Genomic DNA, 24,265 nt, shown 5'->3' with positions numbered 1-24,265 from the left:
TTGCGATTTTTATACATTAATGAAGAAATGCAAAACTAAAAATTGCAATTTTACAACAACCATATTAATTCTTGTCAAAAATAATAACGTTCTCATATTATAAAAAAATAGGATTAAAATTCTTATTAAATCTATAAAAAATAAAACTCCTAATTATTAGTTAAATTTCATAAAAATATCTACTATAACTGCTATTTAACATAAAAAATATACTTTATTTCAATTATTCATAAAAATAGTATTAAAAAAAATAAAACAAGAGTTTTTATCAATCAGACTGAAAACGTTTTTATATTTTTGATAGAACTAATACAAAACCAAATAAACACTTATGAAAAAAGATTTAAAACTAAAATGCCAGAAATTTTCGCTTGTTTTCAAACAGCTTATTTTTGGTATTTTTTTATTAGCAACTGTAGTGCAAGCACAAGCACAAAGCAAAGTGATTAGCGGGCTAGTCACGGATGAACAAAAAATTCCTATTCCAGGTGTTTCTATTGTTTTAAAAGGTCAGAAGACAGGAACTCAATCTGACATGAATGGTCAATTTAAAATCCAAGCATCGGCAACAGATCAATTGACCCTTAGTTTTGTAGGTTTTGAAACAAAAACCGTAACCGTAGGAAACGCAGCTGTTTTAAATGTTGTTCTTTCAACTTCTACTATCGGCCTTAAAGATGTTGTTGTAACCGCTTTAGGAATTAAAAAAAGTAAAAGAAACCTAACCTATTCTACACAGACCGTAGAGGTTGAAGATTTAACAAGAGCAAGAGACTTAAATGTAGCCAATTCTCTTTCTGGTAAAGTAGCAGGTATTGATATTTCGCGTTCTTCTTCAGGTCTAGGTGGCTCTACTAGAGTGACACTTCGTGGAGACCGTTCTATAAGCGGAAACAACCAAGCATTGTACGTAGTAGACGGTATTCCTATTGACAATTCAGGAGGAGGACCAGAATCGGGTGCTGGAGCAGGTGCTACAAGGGGACGTGATTTAGGTGATGGTATATCAAGTATCAACTCAGACGACATTGAATCTATAAATGTTTTAAAAGGTGCGTCGGCAACTGCATTATACGGAAGTAGAGCAGCAAATGGAGCGATAATTATTACGACTAAAAAAGGTAGTAACAGAAAAGGACTTGGGATCTCTTACAGTGTAGGATTTCAAGCAGATACGCCACGTATATTACAAGAACAACAAAATATTTATGGTCAAGGAACTTCAGGCGCTTACAATAAAGCATCTGAGCAAAGTTGGGGACCTAAGATGGATGGAAACCAAGTCCCTACTTGGAGTGTAATTCCAGCTGACGCAGGTAAAACGCTTCCTTTTACTGCCCAACCAAACAACGTTAAAGATTTTTACACTACAGGAACTAATTTAGTTAATACAATTGCACTTAATGGTGGTGTTGAAAAAACACAAGTATATTTCTCTTATACTAATACTGCTGCAACTGGAATTGTTGACAATAACACATTAAAAAGAAACAATCTAAATTTCAGACTTGGAAGCCAATTTGGTGAAAAATTGAGTCTTGATGCTAAAGTGACATATTTAAATGAAATTATTAACAACCGTCAAAGAACAGGTGATGCATTTGACAACGTGAATCGTCATGTATCAAGACTTCCAAGAAATATTTCTCTTGACGACGCAAAAAACTACAGTTATGTTGATGCTGGCGGTTTTACGCGTCAAAATTTCTGGAATCCAGGCTCAAATGGAGGAAGTAACCCTTATTGGACAAAAAATAATGTAAAAGCAGTTAACGAGCGTAATCGTATGATGGGATTTGTTGCTTTAAATTATAAAATCCTTCCTGAATTAAGCTTAACGCTTCGTTCTGGTTTAGATAAATACGTGGATGATGTTGAGCTAAAATGGGCTAATAATACTTACACTATTGCCGAAAAAGGAAATTATAGAGTGGAACAAAGAGATGTAATGGAACTTAACAATGATTTCCTTTTTAACTATGACAAAAAGATAAGTGAAGATTTCAACATTAGTGCAAACTTTGGTGGTAACATCCAACAAAACAAAATTATCTCTTCTTTTACTGATAATGGTGGTTTAATAATCGAAAACTTTTTTACAACTGGTAATGCTGCTGCGGGAACTTTTGACAGATCTTTATTTGAGAGAGAAAAACAATCTTTATATGCAACAACTGACATAGGGTATAAAAACCTTGCAACATTAACACTTACAGGTCGTAATGACTGGTCTTCTACCCTACCAAAAGGAAATAATTCTTATTTTTTCTCTTCTGCAGGTATCACGACTATTATATCTGATATTTTCAAAATGCCCTCTTTTATTAATTTTGCAAAAATTAGAGCCTCTATCGCACAAACTGGTAACGATGCTGATCCATACAATTTGACTCAAACGTACACAAGTTCAGTTGGTGGAAATGGTGTTATTATTAATCGCGATGGACGTTTACCCATTTCAAATTTAAAACCAGAAATCACAACTTCTCAAGAAGCTGGGATAGATTTACGTTTATTTGATAATAGACTTAACGTTGAATTTACTTGGTTTAATAGTAATTCTAGAAACCAATTATTGCCAGTAACTTTACCAGCAGCTTCAGGATGGTCATCAGAATTTATTAATGCTGGTAATGTTAAAAATAGTGGTATCGAACTAACTTTAGGTGGTAAAATCATTAAACAATCTGATTTTAAATGGGACATGTCTGTAAATTATTCGAAAAATACAAATGAAGTAATTGAAATTTCTCCAACTTTAAATGAATTTATATTAGGTGCTGGTGATTTCATGAATACTGTAAAAGTTATAAAAGGAAAACCTTACGGTGAGTTATATAGCCGTGGATATACTCGTAATGCAACAGGACAAATCATAGTTGATGCTAACGGATTACCAATTATAACTAGTGCTCAAAGTGTGTATCTTGGTAATACAAGACCAGATTGGACTGGAAGTATTATGAACAAACTTAGTTACAAAGACGTATTCTTCAGTTTTCTTATTGGAGCTCGTATTGGAGGTGTAGTATCTTCATTTACAAATGCTAATACGTATGGAGATGGTGTCGCTGAAGGTACATTAGCTGGACGTGATGGTTTTGTTTTTGATGGTGTGTTTGCAGATGGTAGTGCAAATAATAAAAGCATTACTGCAGAGCAATATTGGACAAAAGTAGGTGGAAGAAACGCACCTGCAGGAGAAGTTTTTACATATAGTGCTACTAACATTCGTTTAAGAGAAGTAGTTATTGGATACAATATTCCAAAAGAATTATTCGGAAAGACTTTTTTCCAAAATGCAAGTATTTCCTTCTCAGGTAGAAACTTATTTTTCTTTAAAAATAATGCCAAAGGATTCGATCCAGAATCAGTTGTTGGAACAGCCAATAGTTCTGTAGGAATCGAGGCTTTCTCAGCTCCATCTACACGTACTTATGGCGCTACTCTTAACTTAAGTTTCTAACGATATTAATACTCAATAGCTATGAAAAAAATAACAAATAAAACAATCCTTTTTTTACTAATGATAAGTCTTGCGACTTCATGTACAGAGGATTTCGAAGAATTAAATACTAATAAAACCAAAGTTTCAGAAATAAATAACGCCTCTTTAGAATATGTTTTCTCAGCGGCTCAATATGGAGGTATTTTTGGTAAAAGAGGTCCTTTTCAATTGTTTCAAGCTTTATATTCTGACTTACAAAGCCAATATTTTGCTACGACACAAAAAAACTTTGCTTCTGATAGAAATCAAATGGTAGGAAACTGGTTGAATGGCGGATGGAATCATTTTTACGGTGTGGCTAATGCCCAAATGGACGTAGTTCTTGAAAACACTAAACAAGGAGGAAAATTAGAAGACCCAATCAAAAATTCAATTGCAAAAATCTGGAAAGTGTACATGTTTATGCCAGTTACAGATTATTGGGGTGCAGTACCTTATTTTGAAGCTGGAAACGGTAAAAATGTCGTTTTATACGATAGTCAAGAAGACATTTACAATGATTTTTTCAAAACATTGAAAGAAGCGACTGCAGTTTTAAATACAGCATCTGCATCAAATAAAGTTTTCGCAAAAGGAGATTTAATCTACGGTGGAGACGTGAAGAAATGGTTAAAATTTGGTAACACTTTACGCCTAAGAGCTGCAATGCGTATTTCAATGAAAAATCCTGCTTTGGCAAAAACAGAAGCTGAAGCGGCGGCGGCGGCTCCAGGAGGTTTGCTAATTTCTAATTTGGATAATGCATTTATGATTTCAACAACTACTACTCCTAATCCTTTAGGTGAAATTTCAAACTGGGGTGAATTCAGAATGAGTGCTGCAATGGAAAGTATCTTAAAAGGATATAATGATCCACGTATGCAAAAATTCTTTAATCCTGCTTTATCAGGCGGTGCATATAAAGGAATCAGAAACGGAATGACAATTGCACAAATGTCGCTTCCGCAAAATGGAGTGAATGCTAATTCTAATATTAATTCCTCTTTTGGATTTGACAATAGATTTACGGCTCCTTGGACCGTCTTCACTGCTTCAGAAACCTACTTCTTATTAGCTGAAGGAAAATTAAATAATTGGAATATGGGAGCAGGAACTGCTCAAAGCTACTACAATGATGGTATTACTGCTTCACTAGACCGTTGGGGTATCAAAGATGCAGCTGTAATTAGCAGCTATATAAATGGATTGAGCTTGCCTATTGCTTTAGGCGATGTAAACAGCACACCAGCATTGACAAATATTCCTGTTGCATTTGCAGCTACAATTGCACAACAACGCGAACAAGTAGGTACTCAAAAATGGTTGGCTTTATATCCTTACAGTCCAGAAGCTTGGTCTGAATTTAGAAGAACTGGTTTTCCTAAACTATATCCTCGTTTGAATTCTGACAACACAGATTCTCCCGCTTCAAATCCTGCAAGTGTGAGAAGAACTACCTATCCTCCTATTGAAGCAGCAGTGAATCCACAAGGATTAGCATCTGGTATTTCAAAATTAGGTGGAGCAGATAAAACGAGCACTAAGGTTTGGTGGAATCAATAATTACTAACGAACAAAAAAAATCTGTTTAAAGTTTGTTCGAACATTTAGACAGTTCTTGTAGATAGCAGAGCATGCATATTGTTTTGTTATCTACAAGTTTTTTTTTATATTTAATTTTTAAAATAATTTATCTCTTTTTATCCAAATCCAACTCAAAATGATAAAACAAGTATTTGTAAGCTGTTTGTCCTTACTAACCTTTAGTCTATGCGCCCAAACATCCAAGAGCGATAGCTACATACAAAAACCGAATGTAATATTTATTTATGCAGATGATCTTGGATACGGTGATTTAAGCTCTTATGGTGCAACAAAAATCGCAACACCATATCTTGATAAATTGGCGAGTCAAGGAGTACGTTTTACTAACGCGCACTCTACTTCGGCTACCTGCACTCCATCTCGCTACGCGCTTTTGACTGGAGAATATCCATGGCGACAATCAGGCACTGGAATTTTACCAGGAGATGCAGCTTTGATTATACCAACAGATAAAATGAGTTTGCCAAAATTATTCAAACAAGCTGGCTATAAAACGGCTATTGTGGGAAAATGGCATTTAGGTTTGGGAGATCAAGTCGCAAAAAATTGGAATGCTGAAATAAAACCAGGTCCTAATGAAGTTGGATTTGATTACTCTTTCATATTTCCAGCTACTGCTGACCGTGTACCTACAGTTTTCATGGAAAACCATAGTGTTGTTGCTTTGGATTTAAGCGATCCCATTCAGGTTGATTACAACAACAAGGTAGGAAATGATCCAACAGGGAAAGAGCATCCAGAATTATTAAAATTGAAATCTTCACCTGGTCAAGGACATGAAAACACAATAGTAAACGGAATTGGGAGAATTGGCTATATGAGCGGAGGACATAAAGCAAGATGGGTTGATGAGGAAGTCTCAACTACATTTTTGGCTAAAGCCAAAAGTTACATCGAAGAAAATCGCGAAAACCCCTTCTTTTTGTATTTTACCCTTACAGAACCTCATGTACCTCGCATGCCAGCAACAATGTTTAAAGGTAAAAGTGGTTTAGGTTTACGAGGTGATGCTATACTTCAACTCGACTGGACCGTAGGTGAAATTATGAAGCAACTAGAATATTCTGGTATTTCAGATAATACAATGGTGATTTTTTCAAGCGATAATGGCCCAGTACTGGATGATGGATATCAAGATGAAGCAGTGACACAATTAAATGGACATACGCCAAACGGAGTATTACGCGGTGGAAAATACAGTGTTTTAGAAGCAGGAACGAGAATACCTTTTATATTGACTTGGCCTAAAATTGTTCAACCAAGAATTTCATCAGCGATGATAAGTCAAATGGATTTATTAGCTTCTTTTTCTAGTTTATTAAATCAATCCATTCCTATAGGAGAAGCGCCTGATAGCGAGAATACCTTAGATGCGTTCCTTGGCAAATCAGATAAAGGAAGAAGCGTACTAATTGAGCAAGGTGGTAATGTTCTAGGATTAGGTGGAACATTAGCTATCATAAAAGAAAACTGGAAATTCATACCTGCAAACGACGGTATTCCGTACGATAAATTAATTGACATTGAAACGGGTAATTCATCTGTTCCTCAACTTTATAATTTAAGTACAGATTTAAGTGAAAATAATAATCTAGCTAAAAAATATCCAAAAAAAGTTAAAGAGTTAGCCGCACTGCTTAAAAAAGAAACTCGTAAATAAAATACTAAAGGCCATACTTAATAAACTAAACTCTTCAAATCAATTTTAAACAATTGTTTGAAGAGTTTTTTTTATTTCTATTTCAAATTGTGGGTTTTTACTTTACATACGATTTTTGAGAATATAGTTTTCAATCTTATTAGTAGTGTATTTACCAACAGTCAATATTTATCTTTCAAGAATATTTTTAGTATTCGAAATTTTAATTAAAAATGCAATAGTTCAAAATCTTTAAAAACAATAAATGCCTTTTAATAATTATAAATACTTAGTGACATAACTATAAATGTTATGCTGTAATTTATTCTGAGCTGACGAATTATAAAGTACAATTTGAAACAATTACGATCCTGTCAATAATATGTTTTTTCACCATTTAAACACACAGAATTACCTATAACAATATCAAATATTCAGAGATATTTTAATTTCTTAATAAAATCATAATATTTTTTGATTTAGTGAGCTGAATAAAAAATGAAAAGGATATTATTTTTATGCTATTTTTTCAGAAAAAATTGATGATTATGAAAAGTAATGCCAGAACTACAAAAACAGTACTATTGAATAATAAAAACAATATGTGTAATTTATAACTATATTCATAATCAATAATACTCAAAATTGTCAGAAAAAAAAGAGTATTCATATAAATATCAGACTATTTACCAATTTTTATAATTTTAATTTGGTGTTCTGAAAACGTTTTCATAACATTGTGTATTATTAAGCCAAAACCAATTTGAGATGTTTATGAAAAAAAATTCAAAATTGAAAAGTCAATCTACCATAAGTGTTTTTAAATGCTTTATTATTGGCGTTCTTCTATCACTCGCTCCAGCTTACGCTCAGGCGCAGAGTAAAACGATTTCGGGTGTAGTTACCGATGATCAAAGAGAAACACTTCCAGGAGTTACAGTTTCTATTAAAGGGTCAAAAACTGCTACACAAACTGATGCTAAAGGTGAGTTTAGAATTAGTGCTACAGCAAAAGACCAATTGGTTTTTTCGTATGTTGGTTTTGAAACCACTACAATGACTGTTGGAACTAAATCAGTTATAAACGTAAGCCTAAATTCAAAAATGAGTGACCTTGATGAGGTCGTTGTTATTGGATACGGAACTTCAAAAAGAAAAGATTTAACAGGTGCAGTTGCTACTGTATCGGTAGCTGATCTTAACAAAGCTCCTGTTCGTTCATTTGACGAAGCTTTAGCGGGACGTGTTGCAGGAGTTCAAGTAACATCATCAGATGGTAGACCAGGTTCTGGTGTTAACATCGTTATTAGAGGAAATAACTCTGTTACTCAATCTAGTAGTCCTTTGTATGTTGTTGATGGATTCTTACTTGAAGATCAAAACAACAATACTATTAACCCTGCAGATATTGCTTCTATCGATATCTTAAAAGATGCCTCAGCTACAGCGATCTACGGTGCAAGGGGAGCAAATGGTGTAATCGTGATTACTACTAAAAAAGGTAAAGAAGGTAAACCTGTTTTTTCTTTCTCTAGCTCTACAGGTGTTCAAGAAAACATTAATCCTATTGCTTTAATGAATCCTTATGAATTTGTAAAATATCAATTAGAACTTACGCCTGGTGCAACTGGAACACCACGTACTCCAACTGAAATTTATCTTGCTGGTGGAAAAACATTAGATTACTACAAAACGGAAAAAGGAATTGATTGGCAAGACAAGACACAACGTGTTGCTGTGGTTACAAACAACAATCTTTCTGTATCTGGAGGAACTAAGAAATTGAAATATGTTTTTTCTGGTTCGACAATCGACCAAGACGGAATTTTATTAAATTCTAATTACAAAAGATATCAAGGTAGAACTGTACTTGATTACAAGATTACTGAAAAATTAAAAGTAGGAGTTAATGCAAATTACAGCTACTTGAGACAATCTGGTTTAAATCCAGTAGTTTCTGAATCTGGTAGTTCAACATCAAATGTGATGGTAGCAGTTTGGGGAGCAAGACCAGTTCTTACAGATCCTTCTCAAGAAGATTCATTTATAGATCCGGATATTGATCCATTAAATGATTACAGAGTAAACCCTGTAATAAACCTTCAAAACACATATCGTGTCAATAACACTAAAAACTTTAGCGCAAATTCATACGTTGAATATTTGATTACTAAAGATTTAAAATTGAGAACTACTTTTGGTATTACTGAAAATCGTGCTACTCAAAACAGTTTTGATAATTCACAAACTCAATACGGTAATCCAGCTGGTTCAAACGGTGGACCAAGAGGAAGCATCAACAACATTAGTTCAAGCAACTGGTTGAATGAAAACACATTAACATGGAATAAAAAAATATCTAAAAAAGCTAAGATTGATGTTTTAGGTGGATTTACTGCTCAAAAATTTGATATATGGACAGATGGTGTTGCCGCTTCAAGATTACCTAATGAAGACCTAGGATTGGGTGGATTAAGCCAAGGTGTTCAACAAAGGGTAGATTCAACAGCTTCAGTTTGGACTATGTCTTCATTCTTAGGAAGAGTTAATTATAATTACGATTCAAGATATCAATTAACTGCTTCATTTAGAGCAGATGGATCTTCTAAATTTCCTTCTAAAAATCACTGGGGTTATTTTCCTTCAGGAGCAGCTGCATGGACTTTCAAAAATGAAAAATTCCTTAAAAAGAGCACAGTTTTATCAGAAGGTAAATTGCGCGTTAGTTATGGTGTAACAGGAAATAACAGAGTTGGAAATTTTGATTATCTAACAAGATACTTCAATCCAATTGGATCTAGCTATGTTTTTAACAACGCTTACGTAGCAGGAGTTGTTGCTACTAATCTTGGTAACTCTGAATTAAAATGGGAATCTACTGAGCAGGTAGATGCTGGACTAGATATTGGTTTTTTCAAACAACGTATTACTTTTTCAGCAGATGTATATAAAAAGTTGACTAAAGATTTATTGCTACAAACACAACTAGCTCCTTCTTCTGGATTTGGAACAGCAACAAAAAATGTTGGAAGTGTAGAAAACAAAGGTTTGGAATTAAGCCTTACGACAAAAAATATCCAAACAAAAGATTTCTCTTGGACATCTAGCGCTAACATTTCTTTTAACAAAAATAAAGTTGTTGCATTAGGTGACGATGGAAGTGCAATTCAAAGATCTATTCCTTGGGATCAGAGCTGGAGAAATACAACTGCTTATATTACAAGAGTGGGAGATCCATTAGGTTTAATGTACGGTTACGAATCATTAGGAACGTATAAGTATGAAGATTTTAATTTAAACACTACAACAAATGTTTACACTTTAAAACCAGATGTTGCCGCTAATGGAAATGCTAGAGGAGCAATCCAACCGGGAGATGCTAAATACAAAGATCAAAATGGCGATTTAGCTATTACTACAAGTGATTACACAATTATAGGTAGAGGACAGCCAATTCACACAGGTGGATTTAGCAACAACTTCACTTACAAAGGTTTTGATTTGAATGTATTCCTACAATGGTCTTATGGTAATGATATCTTGAATGCAAACAAACTTATTTTTGAAGGTAACTCAAGAAATCAAGGATACTTAAATCAGTATGCAAGCTACAATGATCGTTGGTCTGCTGACAATCCAACTTCAGATATTCCACGTGCAAGAGGATATACTGGTGCAATTGGAGGTTATTCATCTGCAATTGTTGAAGATGGTTCATTCTTACGTTTAAAAACGGTATCTCTAGGGTACAACTTTGAGTCAGAATTTACTAAAAGACTTCGTCTTAAATCAATGAGATTTTATGTTTCAGGACAAAACTTAATTACATGGACTAAATATTCAGGATCAGATCCAGAGGTAAATAGTTATAATTCTGCACTAACATCAGGATTTGATTTCTCATCTTACCCACGTGCACGCACAATTGTTTTTGGAACAAACATTTCATTTTAATAACATTAAATCATTTACAAATGAAAAAAATATATATAACACTAGCATTAGTAGCCGTACTGTCGAGCTCTTGTGAAGATTTTTTAAATACGAAGCCAATTGATAAAATTGCTCAATCTCAATATTTTACAAATGAGGAAGGATTAACGCAAGGTTTAGCTGGTGTTTACGATCCATTAGGATCAGCATCACTTTATGGAGAATCTTTGTATACAAAATTAGAAGCGTGTACTGACGAAGGTTTCTATGCAAGAAGTGGTCAAAAAACAGAACCAATGGTTTACGTTTTTAACCCAACAGATCCTACTATTTCTAACATGTGGAACACGCTTTATGACGGACTTAATAGAGCAAATGATTTAATTGCAAACATCAATCTTCCCGCGATGGATGAAGGAAAACGCCAAGTTATACTAGGAGAAGCATTATTTCTAAGAGGATATTATCATTTTATGCTAGTTAAAGGTTTTGGTGCTGTACCAATGAAAACATCTCCAACAACAACTCCTAATGGAACACAACAGCCAGCAACACCAGTAGCTGAAATTTATGCTCAAATATTGAAAGATATGACCGAGGCAGAAGCTAAAGTTGGAAGTTCTAGTGCATACGGGTATTCTAGTCGTGTTTCTAAAACAGTAGTTCAAGGAATTCTTTCAAGAGTATGTTTGACTATGGCAGGCTTTCCTTTAAATGACACTGCAAAGTATAAAGATGCTTTAGCATGGTCTAAAAAGGTTATGGATTCAGGAGAACATGCTTTGAATGTTACTGCTAACCCAGACCCAAAATACAACACTTTCAATCCTTCTAATGGTGGAAGTACCGCAAATAATGCGTACCGCCAGATATTTATCAATCATGTACAAGATATTTACGATGTAAAAGAATCTATGTGGGAGATTGATTTTAAAGGAAATCGTGGTGATGGATATGTTGAAACTGGTCGTTTAGGAAACACTAACGGTATTACTTTTACAGGAGCTGCACTTTTCAACCAAATTGGTTACAGTTATGGTTTCATCAGAGGAACTGGAAGATTGTTTAATAAATATGGTGATGGAGATTTAAGACGCGACTGGGTACTTACTACCTATACGTTTAATAATACAACTGGAGCTAAAAATCCTATAAATAAATTAGCTGGAGCAAGAGCTTCTGAATTTCCTTACGGTAGAGACTGTGGTAAATGGAGAAGAGAATATGAAGCGCTTTTGCCAAAGGAAAAAAATCATAATCCAAACAATTTTCCTGTGTTAAGATATGCTGATGTTTTATTAATGATGGCTGAATCTGAAAATCAAGTAAACGGACCAACAGTTGCAGCTTACAATGCTGTAAACCAAGTAAGACGTAGAGGATATGGACTTGCTATCAATACAGTAAGTGCAGTGGCTGATTTACCAGCTGGTTTATCTAAAGGTGCTTTTCAATCGGCAATTGAAGATGAACGTATGCGTGAACTATGTTTTGAGGGAACTCGTAAATCAGATTTGATTCGTTGGGGTAAATTTGTACAAACAATGAATTCAGTAGGTGCAGAAATGTCAACTGCTCCAACACTTGGAAACCAACAATACGGTGGTTTTGGTGGACTTAACGTTGAAGCAAAACACTTATTGTATCCTATACCTTCAAGAGAAATCGCTTCTAATAAAGAAATTACTCAGAATCCAGGTTGGTAATAAAAAGTGACTAATTAGTCAATCATAATAAGTTATCTAATTGAGCGCAATCTAAATTTTGTTTTTTAAAACAACATAATATAGATTGTGCTCAATTTTTAAAAAGCATTTATTTTTTAAACACATTCATTTTTATCACGCTTTACTGTCATAAAGCATTTTATTAAATGTTATTCACTCTTACAAGAAGTCAACTAAAATTCTAATCATTATGAAAATCATTAAATTCCTACTCATTGCAATTGTTCTAAATAGCTGCGGTGCATCAAAAGATAATGACAAACAAGAAATGAAGGCGCTTATCGATGAAAATTTTGCGTTTGCTGAAAAGCAGTATCAATATTTAATCAAAAATACTCCGAAGGATTCTTTACCTAAAACGTTTAAAGACAATAAAAATATTAATAGTGATGCGTACTGGTGGTGTAGCGGTTTCTATCCTGGAACACTACTTTACATTTACGAGTACACAAAAAACCCTACATTATTAGCAGCAGCAAATCAGAAATTAACTGTTTTAGAACCTGTTAAATATTTTACTGAAAATCACGATTTAGGTTTTATGATGTATTGTAGTTTTGGTAACGCATACCGCTTAGAAAATAAAAAAGAGTATAAGGATGTAATACTACAATCTGCTAAATCATTAGCTACAAGATACCGTCCAGATGCTAAGGTGATACAATCTTGGGAAATATCAGAAGGTGCTTTACGCCAAAAAGGATTTGTAGGACCGGTAATTATTGATAACATGATGAATTTAGAAATGCTAGAATGGGCAAGCCAAAATAGCACTGATAAAAGTTTTGCTGATATTGCAAGAACGCACTCTAATACTACAATCAAAAATCACTTTAGACCTGATTACAGCAGCTATCACGTTTTAGATTACGATCTAACGAACGGAGAAGTTAGAAAAAAAGTTACAGCACAAGGTTTCTCTGACGAAAGTGCTTGGAGCCGCGGTCAAGGTTGGGCATTATATGGTTACACAATGATGTATCGCTTTACAAAAGATCCTGCTTACTTAAAGCAAGCTAAAGGAATCGCTGAATTTATATTAAATCATCCGAATTTACCTGCTGATAAAATTCCATACTGGGATTTTGATGCTCCAGAAATACCTAATGCTTTAAGAGATGTTTCTGCTGGTTCAGTATTTGCTTCTTCATTATTAGAATTAGGTCAATACACAACTGGAAAGGAAAAGGAAAAATATGTTTCAGCTGCTAAAACAATGTTAGTTGCATTATCAAGTGACAAATACAGAGCTAAATTAGGAACTAACGGAGGATATCTTTTAATGCATAGTGTGGGATCAATTCCTCATAATAATGAAATCGACGTACCATTAACATATGCTGACTATTATTTTGCTGAAGCATTATTGAGATACAAACAGTGGTACTTATAAACGCTTAAGTATTTAGGAGAGTTAACACTTTAATTTTAAAATTTCCAATTACTATTTTTATCAAATAAATAATGAAAAGATTTCATCTTATTATAATTTTTTCTTTTGTAACTCTAAGTCTAGTTGCCCAAAAAAAGATTGAAAAACCATCAAATTCATTAGAATGGTGGAGCGATTCAAAATTTGGAATGTTTCTGCATTGGGGCTTATACTCGCAGGCGGCGGGAGATTGGAACGGACATAGATACAAAGGGAATGAGCATTTTATGATTTATGAGAAACTTTCGATAAAAGAATATAGCACTCTAGCTAGTGACTTTAATCCAATGCTATTTAATGCTGAACAATGGGTTACTATGGCAAAAGACGCCGGTATGAAGTACATGGTACTGACTACTAAACACCACGACGGCTTTGCCATGTATAACTCGCCCAGCAGCGATTACAACATCGTTACTAAAACACCTTTCAAAAGAGATCCGGTAAAAGAGTTAGCTGAAGCGTGTAAGAAAAACGGAATGAAATTAGGTTTCTATTACTCCTTAGGTCGTGACTGGGAAGATCCAGATGTTCCAACTAATTGGCCTACCAAAGGAGGACGAAGCAACTTAGCTGATTTCCCAAATGAGGATATTAAAGATATCGCCAAATATTTTGAACGAAAAGTTAAACCACAAATTAGAGAATTATTAACGCAATACGGACCAGTTGCTGTATTGTGGTTTGATACTCCAGAGCTTATCACTAAAGCTCAAAGTGAGGAATTATTACAAATGATCAAAACCTTGCAACCTGATTGTATTGTTAACAATCGTATCGGAAATGGTTTAGGCGACTATTATGTTTCTGAACAGCAAATTTCTAAAGATGCAAATCCAAAACCTTGGGAAGCTTGTATAACAATGAGTAGAGGTTGGGCTTTCAATCGCCACGATAACGAATGGAAATCACCTGAATTATTAGTGAGACAATTAGTTGAAATTGTAAGTAAAGGTGGTAATTTATTGTTAAACATTGGACCAAAAGGAGATGGAACTTTTCCACCAGAAGCGGTAGAAAGATTAGCTTCAGTAGGGAAATGGATGAAAACAAATAGTGAAGCAATTTATGACACTAAGCCATGGACTTTGACTGCTGAGCAAGTATCATCTAAAACATTAGCTGGAGCGATGGTTCACGATTCTGATTCTGATACAACTTCAAAAACAATTTTACCAGACATTTACTTTACTTCAAAAGGCAAGGCAGTATATGTAATTGCTCGAAGTTGGACTGATGCTGTTGTCAATGTAAAATCAATGACTAAAGATAAGTACAAAGTGAAGTCAGTGCATTTACTTGGTTCAAAATCAAAACTAGATTGGAAACAGTCTAATGATGCATTACAGATAAAAATGCCGAAAATAATGACTAATACTATTCCTGTTTATGTATTTAAAGTAATACTAAAATAAGATTTAAAATATAATTTGTTGCCTTGTCTAAAATAAAAACTATGAAATCCACTAATCTAATAAAACATAAAATTACGAAAATCAGCTTGATTTTGTCACTATTGATTGTTGGATCGGTTTCGGGACAAACGCAATCGAAAGTATTCGACGCATATAAAAAAGATAAGACTACCCTACCCGATTTCTCTTATGTGGGTTATCATAATGGTGAGCAAGATATTCCTTCAATAAACACTTATAAGATTTTTAATGTGGTTGATTATGGAGCAATACCTAATGATGATGTTTCAGATAAAATAGCAATTCAGAAAACGATAGATGCTGCTAATAAAAACGGTTCTGGAGTAGTATTTTTTCCTAAAGGACGTTTCTTAGTAAATGAAGACAATGATGCCACTAATTCTATTATTTCAAAAAGTAGTAAAATTATTTTTAGAGGTAGCGGTTCTGGAAAAGATGGAACAGAATTGTATATGAAAAATCCACTTCCACCTGCTGATCCCGCTAAAATGTGGACTGTTCCACCAATCTTTATTTTTGGTAGCGGCGGTAACGATAAAAAAATTGGCGAAGTAACTACTTCAGCTGTTGTTGGTTCTAGATTAATTTCAGTAAACACTACTGCTAATTTAAAAGCTGGTGACTGGATAATATTAAAATTATTAGATAACAGTAAAGAATTGGCTGCAGCCGAATTAAAAAGTTATAAAGTTGAACCAGAATGGACCTATCTCTATAATAAAGGAATTGATGTAAAAGTTTACCATCAAATTCAAAAAGTAGAAAATAATGCTCTTACTCTCGTTACTCCTATCACTTACAACATCGATCCAAAATATAAATGGGAAGTACTGAAGTTTGCAAATAGTGAAGAAGTGGGAATAGAAGATTTAGCGTTTGTTGGTAACTGGCAAGATAAATTTGTTCACCACCGCTCATGGAAAGATGACAGTGGTTTTACAATGTTACGCATCTCACGCAGTACAAATTCTTGGTTAAAAAATTGCCGATTTACTGATTGCAGTGTTGCAGCAATTGTTACGCAAAGTGCTAATGTATCAGTTATAAGTTGTGTCATTGATGGAAATGCTGGACATGAGGCAATTTGTTCGAATGGTGCTACAAATGTGCTTATTGCAAACTGCACAGATTTAGCTTCGCAATGGCATTCTTTTGGTTCTTCGCACGGTGCTATGAATACTGTAATATGGAAAAGCACGTATCCTGCAACGACTAGTTTTGAGTCGCATGCAAGCCAACCTAGAAATACATTATTAGATAATGTTGAGGGAGGATTAATGAATGGTCGCGGTGGTGGAGCTTTAGAAAACATGCCTAACCACATGCAAGGTCTAGTGATGTGGAATTACAAACAAACTAATGCAGCAGAGAAAGATTTTGAATTTTGGCCTGATTCTAGAAGATTTAAATGGTGGAAGATTCCCAATCCTGTTATAGTAGGTTTTACAAGTGCAGGGACTACATTCATACAAGAGCAATTAGGACAAGGAGAATCGTTAGATAAAACTGTCGAGCCAAAATCATTATACGAAGCGCAATTAAAATTACGATTAAAGAAATTACCTAAATGGTTTTTAGATCTAAAGTAAGAAGTAAAGATTATGAAAAATAGAAAGCAGTTTATTTATTTTAAAATATTCATTTTAGTTTTTGTCACTTCAATTAACTTTTCATGCACAACGCAGAAAAAGATAGCAGATAAAAAACAACCCAACCTCTTGATAATACTTGTTGATCAGTGGAGAGCACAAGCCACTGGATATGAAGGTAAAGAGCCTGTTATGACTCCGCACTTAGATAAATATGCTAAAGAGAGTTTAGTAATAGAGCAAATGGTCAGTAATTATCCTGTTTGCTCACCTGCTCGAGCGATGCTGATGACGGGTCAATGGCCAGTAAAAAACAAAGTGTATAGCAATGTGAATTCATCATCAGCACCTTTTGGAATCGAATTAGATAAAAATGCAGTTACTTGGTCAGATATTTTAAAACAGAATGGATACTCTAACGGTTACATTGGAAAATGGCATTTAGATTCACCTTATGAGCCTTTTATCCCGACATCTAATAACATAGGACCCGTTGCATGGAATGAGTGGACTTCACCTGACAAACGTCACGGTTTTGATTACTGGTATTCATATGGTACTTATGACGTTCATAATAGACCAATGTATTGGGATACTGATGCTAAAAGAGATGATTTTCATTATGTTGATCAGTGGGGACCTATACATGAAGCCGATAAAGCAATCGCTTTTATGAAAAATGAAAGTGGAAAAGTTCGCAAGGCAGATGCTCCTTTTTCATTAGTGGTTTCAATGAATCCACCACATTCTGAATATGAGACAGTTCCTGAGAATTATTATAATATGTACAAAGATATTCCTTTAGAAGATCTAATTAAAGATGAAAACATTCCTGCCGCTGGAACAAAAGGTGGTGATCAATATAGACATGATATTAAATACTATTATGCAAATATTACTGGGGTTGACGAACAAATAGGGAGAATATTACAAGGTTTAAAAGATCAAAAATTAGACGAAAACACAATCGTACTGATAATGGCTGATCACGGAAACTGTTTAGGAAAACATTCTGAAGTTTCAAAAAATAATATTTATGAGGAGTCTTTACGAATTCCTTTTATTGTAAATTGGACAGGACATATCCAGCCGCGAACAGATAATAAATTCTTAGGAAGTATTCCTGACATCTATCCTACTCTATTAGATTTGATGGGAATTAAAAATCAGATACCTAAGGATATTGATGGAAAAAGTTATGCAGATTATTATCGTAACGGAAAAGGAAAAACCCCTACCGAGCAATTTATAATGGGAGCTATAATAAGTGACAATGTAGATATTAATACTGGTTTTAGAGGTGTTCGTACAGAGGATTATAAATTAGCTTACGTAAAGAAAAAAGGAAAAAATGAACTTGTGTTGTTTGATTTAAAAGCAGACCCTTTTGAAATGAATAATATATATTCAATTGATCACCCGATGGTTAAGAAATTAACTCCGGTGTTAAAAAATTATCTGCGAGAAACAGGAGATGGTTTCAAAGTGGAGTAAAATATTTTGTTTAAAAACACTTAATTTTGGTAGCGCTATTCAAGTTTTATGCAGTATAAAAATCGCATAGCAAAAAGAATAAATACTATCAATAATTAATCAATTGCAAAAATATCATGTCAAAAAAGGAAAAACATCAAGACAACACCATACTTGATATCGCATTGGCTTTAAAATTATCACCCGCTACAATATCTAGAGCACTAAACAATGGTGCTTATGTTAAAGCAGAAACTAGAAAACGTGTAACCGATATGGCCGAAAAACTAGGCTATCGAAGAAATATAATGGCTTCTAGTCTACGCAATAACAAAACGAATACGATAGGTTTGATGGTACCTAGAATTTCGATGTTTTTTCATGCTGCAGCGATAACTACAATACAAAACGAATTGTACAAACATGGATATAATTTAATTATTTGTCAGTCGAACGACTCCTTAGCTATTGAAAAAGAACTTGCATCAACAATGTTCTCGTCACGCGTTGACGCTTTAATTGTTGCCTGCACGCTTCAAACTGAAGATTTTAGTCATTTTGATGTTTTTGTAAACAATAATATTCCATTAATATTTTATGATAGAGTTCCTACTCATCCTTACAATGCAACAATTATTAAAGGAGATGATTTTAGAGGAGGCTATCTAGCAACAAAGCATCTTTTAGAATTAGGTTGCAAGAAAGTAGCACATATTTCTGGACCTATAAGTTCTAACTTGTACATCGATCGCTTAGCAGGTTATAAAAAAGCTTGCGCACAATATAATATTGAAATTGACGAAGAACTTATTTTTCATCAAGAACTTACACACGACAATGCTAGAAAAGCGATGGAAATAATGTTTGAAGGAGATAATAAACCAGATGCCATTTTTACAGCAAATGATACAAGCGCAATTGCAGCTATAGAATACGCTAGAGAACACAATATTGCTGTTCCTGAAGATTTAAAAATTGTAGGATATTCTAATGATTCTCGAACAGAAATTGTTAGACCTTCAGTTACAACGATTGAGCAGTTTCCAAATTTGGTTGGAACCAAAGTAGTTGAAGAGCTATTGAAAAAATTACGTGAAAAAGCAGACAATATTGATACAGCTGTAGAAACGGATATCACTACCACACCTGTACAATTAGTAAGAAGAATGTCTACCTAAATTTAATATGAAGCGAAAATAGCTTCGATCTAAAGTGTAGCAAAAAATTAAAAATAAATTAATTAAGAATAAAACATAAATAAAATGAACTCAAATTTCGAAAGTCGTTATACAATAAGCCCGAATGAAGCAAAACAAATGGACACGGCTACTTTGCGATCTAATTTTTTAATTGAAAACTTATTTATAGCTGATCAAGTTAACTTGACGCTATCACATTTCGATAGATATATTGTGGGTGGTGCAATGCCAACAACACAAAAATTGGCTATACCAAATCCAGATAATATTAAAGCAAATTATTTCCTAGAAAGAAGAGAGCTTGGAATTATCAATGTTGGTGCTAAAGGAATTGTCACTGCAGATGGAGAGCAATATGAGATTGACTATAAAGAAGCTTTGTATTTAGGAAAAGGAATTAAAGAAGTACATTTTGAATCAGTGGATGGAAATAATCCAGCTAAATTCTATTTGAACTCTGCTCCAGCACATCACGCCTACCCTTCTAAAAAAATAACTAAAGCAGACGCTGAGATAGTTGAACTAGGATCGATGGAAACTGCAAATCATAGAATTATAAACAAACTAATTGTGAATAGCGTAGTTCAAACATGCCAAGTGCAAATGGGAATGACTGAACTAAAGGCAGGAAGCGTTTGGAATACTATGCCAGCACATACACACGATAGACGAATGGAAGCTTATTTTTACTTTGAAGTTCCAGAAAATCAAAGTGTTTGTCACTTTATGGGTCAGCCACAAGAAACCAGACATATTTGGATGCAAAACGAGCAAGCTGTGATTTCACCAAACTGGTCTATACATTCAGGAGCTGGTACTTCTAACTATAGCTTTATTTGGGGAATGGCTGGTGAAAACTTAGACTATGGTGATATGGATCACTGCAGTATCACAGAACTAAAATAAATTCTACTTTACTCTTTGTCAATTCTGTATTCCATTATTTGCAAAGCTTGAAAAGATAGCGCCAAAACAAAAAATTAGCGGAAATGAAAGTAATCCTAATGAGTATTAATATTCAAAAAAATAACAAGATATGAAAATACAAAAGAATTTTTTTCTAACCTTCTTTCTAATACCATTTGCAATCTTAGCTCAGAATAAAGCTAACATTAGTATTGCGAATAATACAGTTTTAGAACGTAAAGAAGCAGTTGTAGCAATTAATTGGAATTCGATTTTATCTCAGTATCCACAAATCGACACGACAAACTTTGTTGTAATTAATACTGTTACAAAAAAGCAAGTTCCTTTTCAACTAGAACACAAAGGTTTTCCAGCAATTCAAAATTTATTAGTTCAAGTAGATGTTAAGGCAAAATCCAACTTAAAGTTATCAGTTCAAAAAGGAAAACCGCAAGTTTTTGCTGTAAAGACATTTGCTCGTTATGTACCAGAGAGATTCGATGATTTCGCCTGGGAAAACGATAAATTAGCATATCGCGCATACGGTAAAGCGCTTGAGGGAACTAAAGGTGACGCATTTGGGTTAGACATTTGGGTTAAAAGAACTGATAAAATGATCTTGAATAAGCGCTATAAGTCGGAAGATTATCATAAAGACAGCGGAGACGGATTAGATTATTATCATGTTGGCTTCACTCTTGGCGCAGGTAATATGGCTCCGTATGTAAAAGACAGTGTGCGATATTCTGGAAACTATCACCATTGGAAAATGATGGATAATGGACCTTTACGCTCTACTTTTATCTTGGGTTATGATACTTGGGATGTCGATGGATTAAAAGTAAAAGCTACTAAAACAATCTCAATCGATGCTGGTTCACAATTTTATAAATTAGAAAATGTGTACACCTATGAAAACGGTAAATCACTACCGGTAGTGGCAGGAATAATCAAACGACCAGAAGCAGGAATCATGTCTTTGAACGAGCAAGATGGTATCATGGGATATTGGGAACCTCAACATGGTGAAGATGGAATAACTGGTGTTGCCGTGGTACTAACTACTCCTGTTAGCAGTATAGTGATAGACAAAGAACAAATTTTAGCAAAAACTGAGGTGAAAAGTAATGAGCCTATCATTTATTATGTAGGAGGTGCTTGGAACAAAGCAGGAATTATAACTAATTCTGTACAATGGTTTGACCACATCAATCGCTTTTCAAAAGAAATAAAAAGTCCGTTAATAGTAACGGTTAAATAAACAATTAAATACGCAACAATGAATACTCTCAATATGTTTCAATTAAATGGAAAATTAGCTCTTGTAACCGGTTGTAAAAGAGGTATAGGTAAAGCAATGGCAATCGCTCTTGCAGAAGCTGGTGCTGACATTATAGGTGTTTCAGCAAATCTAGAACCATCAGGTAGCGAAGTACAAAAAGAAATAGAAGCAACGGGTAGAAAATTTTATTCTTATCAATGTGACTTTTCAAAACGTGATTCGCTTACAGAATTTATCCAAAAAGTGAAAGAAGATCATCCAAATATTGATATTTTAATAAATAATGCAGGTACTATATTACGTAAACCCGCGGCAGAGCATCCTGATGAATATTGGGATGAAGCAATCGCAGTAAATCAAACCGCACCTTTCATTTTAACTCGTGAAATAGGTAAAGAAATGATTAAAAGAAACTCTGGTAAAATTGTATTTACAGCTTCATTACTTTCGTTTCAAGGTGGAATAAACGTTCCTGGATATGCAGCTAGTAAAGGTGCAGTTGCGCAACTTACAAAAGCATTTGCTAACGAATGGGCTTCAAAAGGAGTTAATGTAAATGCTATTGTTCCTGGATATATTGCAACAGACAATACGCAAGCATTGCGAGATGACGAAGCGAGAAGCACTTCAATATTAGAACGTATTCCTGCAAATCGTTGGGGCCAACCCGAAGATTTTAAAGGACCGATAGTTTTCCTTTGTTCAGAGGCATCTAATTATATTCACGGAAGTTTGATCAATGTTGACGGTGGATGGATGGGTAGATAATTTTATACCGCATCGATCAGGAAATAAAAAATCGCAGTTGAATCAAAGCGAAATAATCATTTAAAAAAAGCTGAATTAATATATGGGAAAAGTACTTTGTTTTGGAGAAATCCTATTGAGATATAGTATGGGAGAAAATTTCCCACAAGAGCAAGACTTGAATAGCTATATAGGTGGTGCGGAAAGTAATGTTGCCATGGCTTTAGCCAAATGGGATATCCCAGTTCGTTACTGCACCGCTATGCCAGACAATTTTCTAAGTGATAAAATCATTTCCTTTTATAATGAGAAAGGTATTGATACTTCAAGTATAGTAAAATCGGGAGAGCGCATTGGTTCTTACTATTTAAATCAAGGCGCCGATGTTAAAAATGCTGGAGTAATTTACGATAGAAATTATTCCTCATTCTCAGATTTAACTTCATCCTCATTAAATTGGGATGAAATTTTTAAAGATGTTACTTGGTTTCACTTCACTGCAATATCACCAGCATTAAATGCAAGAGTTGCTTCAATATGCGAGGAAGCTTTAATTGTGGCTTCAAACAAAGGAATTACTATATCTTTAGATCTCAATTTTAGAGAAAAACTGTGGAAATATGGTAGCGAACCGATAGCTGTTATGCCAAAATTAGCAAAATATGCAAACGTCATTATGGGTAATATTTGGGCAGCTGATAAAATGTTAGGTATTAGAATTTGCACACAAGTAACAGATAATGCTACTGACGCACAATTAGTAGAGCAAGGAGAAATTTCATCTAAAGCGATTCTTAACCAATATCCCAATTGTCATACCGTGGCCAATACTTTTCGATTTAGCGAAGGTCAGGGCGTAAAATATTTCACTACTTTGTATCAAGAAAATCATTTTTACAAAAGTAAAACTTTGTACACCATGAAAACAATAGATAAAGTAGGTACAGGAGATTGTTTTATGGCTGGACTAATTTATGGGATTACTACAAAGGAACAACCACAAAAAATTTTAGATTTTGCTACCAGAGCAGCCTTCCAAAAACTGTTTTTAAAAGGTGATTCAACAAATTCAAAATCAGAAGAAATCAAAAAACTTATACATCAAGATGAATAAAAAAGAACGTGTAATACAGCAAATTGTAGCGTCAGGGCTGTTGCCTCTATACTATCACGATGATCAGCAAGTAAGTGTAAATATCTTACGTGCGCTTTATAAATCGGGCGTTCGAATATTAGAATTCACTAATCGTGGCGCAAACGCTGTGGTAAATTTCAAAGTATTAAAAGAAGTAGCAGTGGCTGAAATGCCTGACTTGCTGTTAGGCATTGGAACTATAAAAACAGCTGAAAAAGCGCAAGAATACGTAGATTTAGGAGCTGATTTTATTGTTAGTCCTATTGTTTCTGCAGCTGTATCAAAGGTTGTTTTTGAAAATAATTTAGCATGGATTCCTGGCTGCTTAACGCCAACAGAAATTCATGAAGCACAAACATTAGGAGCTACTTTAGTAAAAATTTTCCCTGGTAATCTTGTGGGACCTTCTTACATTCAGACGATAAAAGATATTTTTCCAGATCTTATATTTATGCCAACAGGCGGTGTTGAACCAGAAGAAGAAAACTTAAAATCATGGTTTAGCGCAGGAGTTTCAGCAGTTGGAATGGGAAGCAAACTGCTAAAAACAAATTTAATTGATGAGGGAAATTTTGATTCTCTTTCTGATTATATTTCAAAAGCCATTGCTCTAATTAAGAAATGTAGAATATCCTAATAAAATTAAATCCAACAAAACTTAGTTTGTTACAATAA

At 34.1% G+C, this 24,265-nt stretch carries 15 protein-coding genes; all 15 read left to right on the top strand.

The features are described 5' to 3' along the window. Window positions 1–331 precede the first annotated feature (331 nt). The 15 genes from BC961_RS14445 to BC961_RS14375 all read left to right on the top strand — a co-directional run bounded on the left by BC961_RS14445 (window position 332) and on the right by BC961_RS14375 (window position 24,227). Window positions 332–3,466 carry a SusC/RagA family TonB-linked outer membrane protein gene (locus BC961_RS14445; protein ID WP_121926571.1) on the top strand — a complete coding sequence of 1,045 codons (3,135 nt, stop codon included), beginning with the start codon at window positions 332–334 and terminating at the stop codon, window positions 3,464–3,466. A 21-nt stretch (window positions 3,467–3,487) separates the two neighbouring features. Then, entirely contained in the window at window positions 3,488–5,050 is a 1,563-nt protein-coding gene (locus BC961_RS14440) for a SusD/RagB family nutrient-binding outer membrane lipoprotein (RefSeq protein WP_121926570.1), read from the top strand. A gap of 157 nt (window positions 5,051–5,207) precedes the next feature. Continuing rightward, entirely contained in the window at window positions 5,208–6,752 is a 1,545-nt protein-coding gene (locus BC961_RS14435; RefSeq protein ID WP_121926569.1) for a sulfatase family protein, read from the top strand. Window positions 6,753–7,505: 753 nt separating this feature from the next. Next, window positions 7,506–10,685 (top strand): SusC/RagA family TonB-linked outer membrane protein, encoded by a 3,180-nt coding sequence (locus tag BC961_RS14430; RefSeq protein WP_121926608.1) that lies wholly within the window; start codon window positions 7,506–7,508, stop codon window positions 10,683–10,685. A 20-nt stretch (window positions 10,686–10,705) separates the two neighbouring features. After that, window positions 10,706–12,370 carry a RagB/SusD family nutrient uptake outer membrane protein gene (locus BC961_RS14425; RefSeq protein WP_121926568.1) on the top strand — a complete coding sequence of 555 codons (1,665 nt, stop codon included), beginning with the start codon at window positions 10,706–10,708 and terminating at the stop codon, window positions 12,368–12,370. A 211-nt stretch (window positions 12,371–12,581) separates the two neighbouring features. Beyond that, a complete protein-coding gene (locus BC961_RS14420; RefSeq protein ID WP_121926567.1) occupies window positions 12,582–13,784 on the top strand; it encodes a glycoside hydrolase family 88 protein in 1,203 nt (400 codons plus the stop codon). Between the two features lie 71 nt (window positions 13,785–13,855). After that, a complete protein-coding gene (locus BC961_RS14415; protein WP_121926566.1) occupies window positions 13,856–15,238 on the top strand; it encodes an alpha-L-fucosidase in 1,383 nt (460 codons plus the stop codon). Between the two features lie 41 nt (window positions 15,239–15,279). Continuing rightward, complete coding sequence (locus BC961_RS14410; protein ID WP_121926565.1) at window positions 15,280–16,848, top strand: DUF4955 domain-containing protein; 1,569 nt, start codon at window positions 15,280–15,282, stop codon at window positions 16,846–16,848. A 12-nt stretch (window positions 16,849–16,860) separates the two neighbouring features. Next, window positions 16,861–18,342, top strand: a complete 1,482-nt coding sequence (locus tag BC961_RS14405; protein ID WP_121926564.1) for a sulfatase family protein — start codon at window positions 16,861–16,863, stop codon at window positions 18,340–18,342. Between the two features lie 116 nt (window positions 18,343–18,458). Further along, the gene (locus BC961_RS14400; RefSeq protein ID WP_121926563.1) at window positions 18,459–19,499 is read left to right on the top strand and encodes a LacI family DNA-binding transcriptional regulator; all 1,041 of its coding nucleotides are present in this window, start codon (window positions 18,459–18,461) and stop codon (window positions 19,497–19,499) included. An 84-nt stretch (window positions 19,500–19,583) separates the two neighbouring features. Continuing rightward, a complete protein-coding gene (kduI, locus tag BC961_RS14395) occupies window positions 19,584–20,426 on the top strand; it encodes a 5-dehydro-4-deoxy-D-glucuronate isomerase (RefSeq protein WP_121926562.1) in 843 nt (280 codons plus the stop codon). A gap of 130 nt (window positions 20,427–20,556) precedes the next feature. Continuing rightward, window positions 20,557–21,687, top strand: coding sequence for a DUF4861 family protein (locus BC961_RS14390; RefSeq protein WP_121926561.1), 1,131 nt, complete (start codon window positions 20,557–20,559; stop codon window positions 21,685–21,687). An 18-nt stretch (window positions 21,688–21,705) separates the two neighbouring features. Continuing rightward, entirely contained in the window at window positions 21,706–22,476 is a 771-nt protein-coding gene (locus BC961_RS14385; protein WP_121926560.1) for an SDR family NAD(P)-dependent oxidoreductase, read from the top strand. Between the two features lie 82 nt (window positions 22,477–22,558). Next, window positions 22,559–23,569: a sugar kinase gene (locus BC961_RS14380; protein WP_121926559.1), complete on the top strand. Its 1,011-nt coding sequence runs from the start codon at window positions 22,559–22,561 to the stop codon at window positions 23,567–23,569. Further along, window positions 23,562–24,227 carry a beta/alpha barrel domain-containing protein gene (locus tag BC961_RS14375; protein ID WP_121926607.1) on the top strand — a complete coding sequence of 222 codons (666 nt, stop codon included), beginning with the start codon at window positions 23,562–23,564 and terminating at the stop codon, window positions 24,225–24,227. Before BC961_RS14380 ends, BC961_RS14375 begins: the two co-directional genes overlap by 8 nt. The last annotated feature ends 38 nt before the right edge of the window (window positions 24,228–24,265 follow it).

Origin of the sequence: Flavobacterium weaverense (assembly GCF_003688495.1) — a bacterium.
Classification (GTDB): Bacteria; Bacteroidota; Bacteroidia; order Flavobacteriales; family Flavobacteriaceae; genus Flavobacterium; species Flavobacterium weaverense.
The sequence above is the reverse complement of the archived record's forward strand: the minus strand, read 5'-3'. Positions and strand labels throughout refer to the sequence as shown.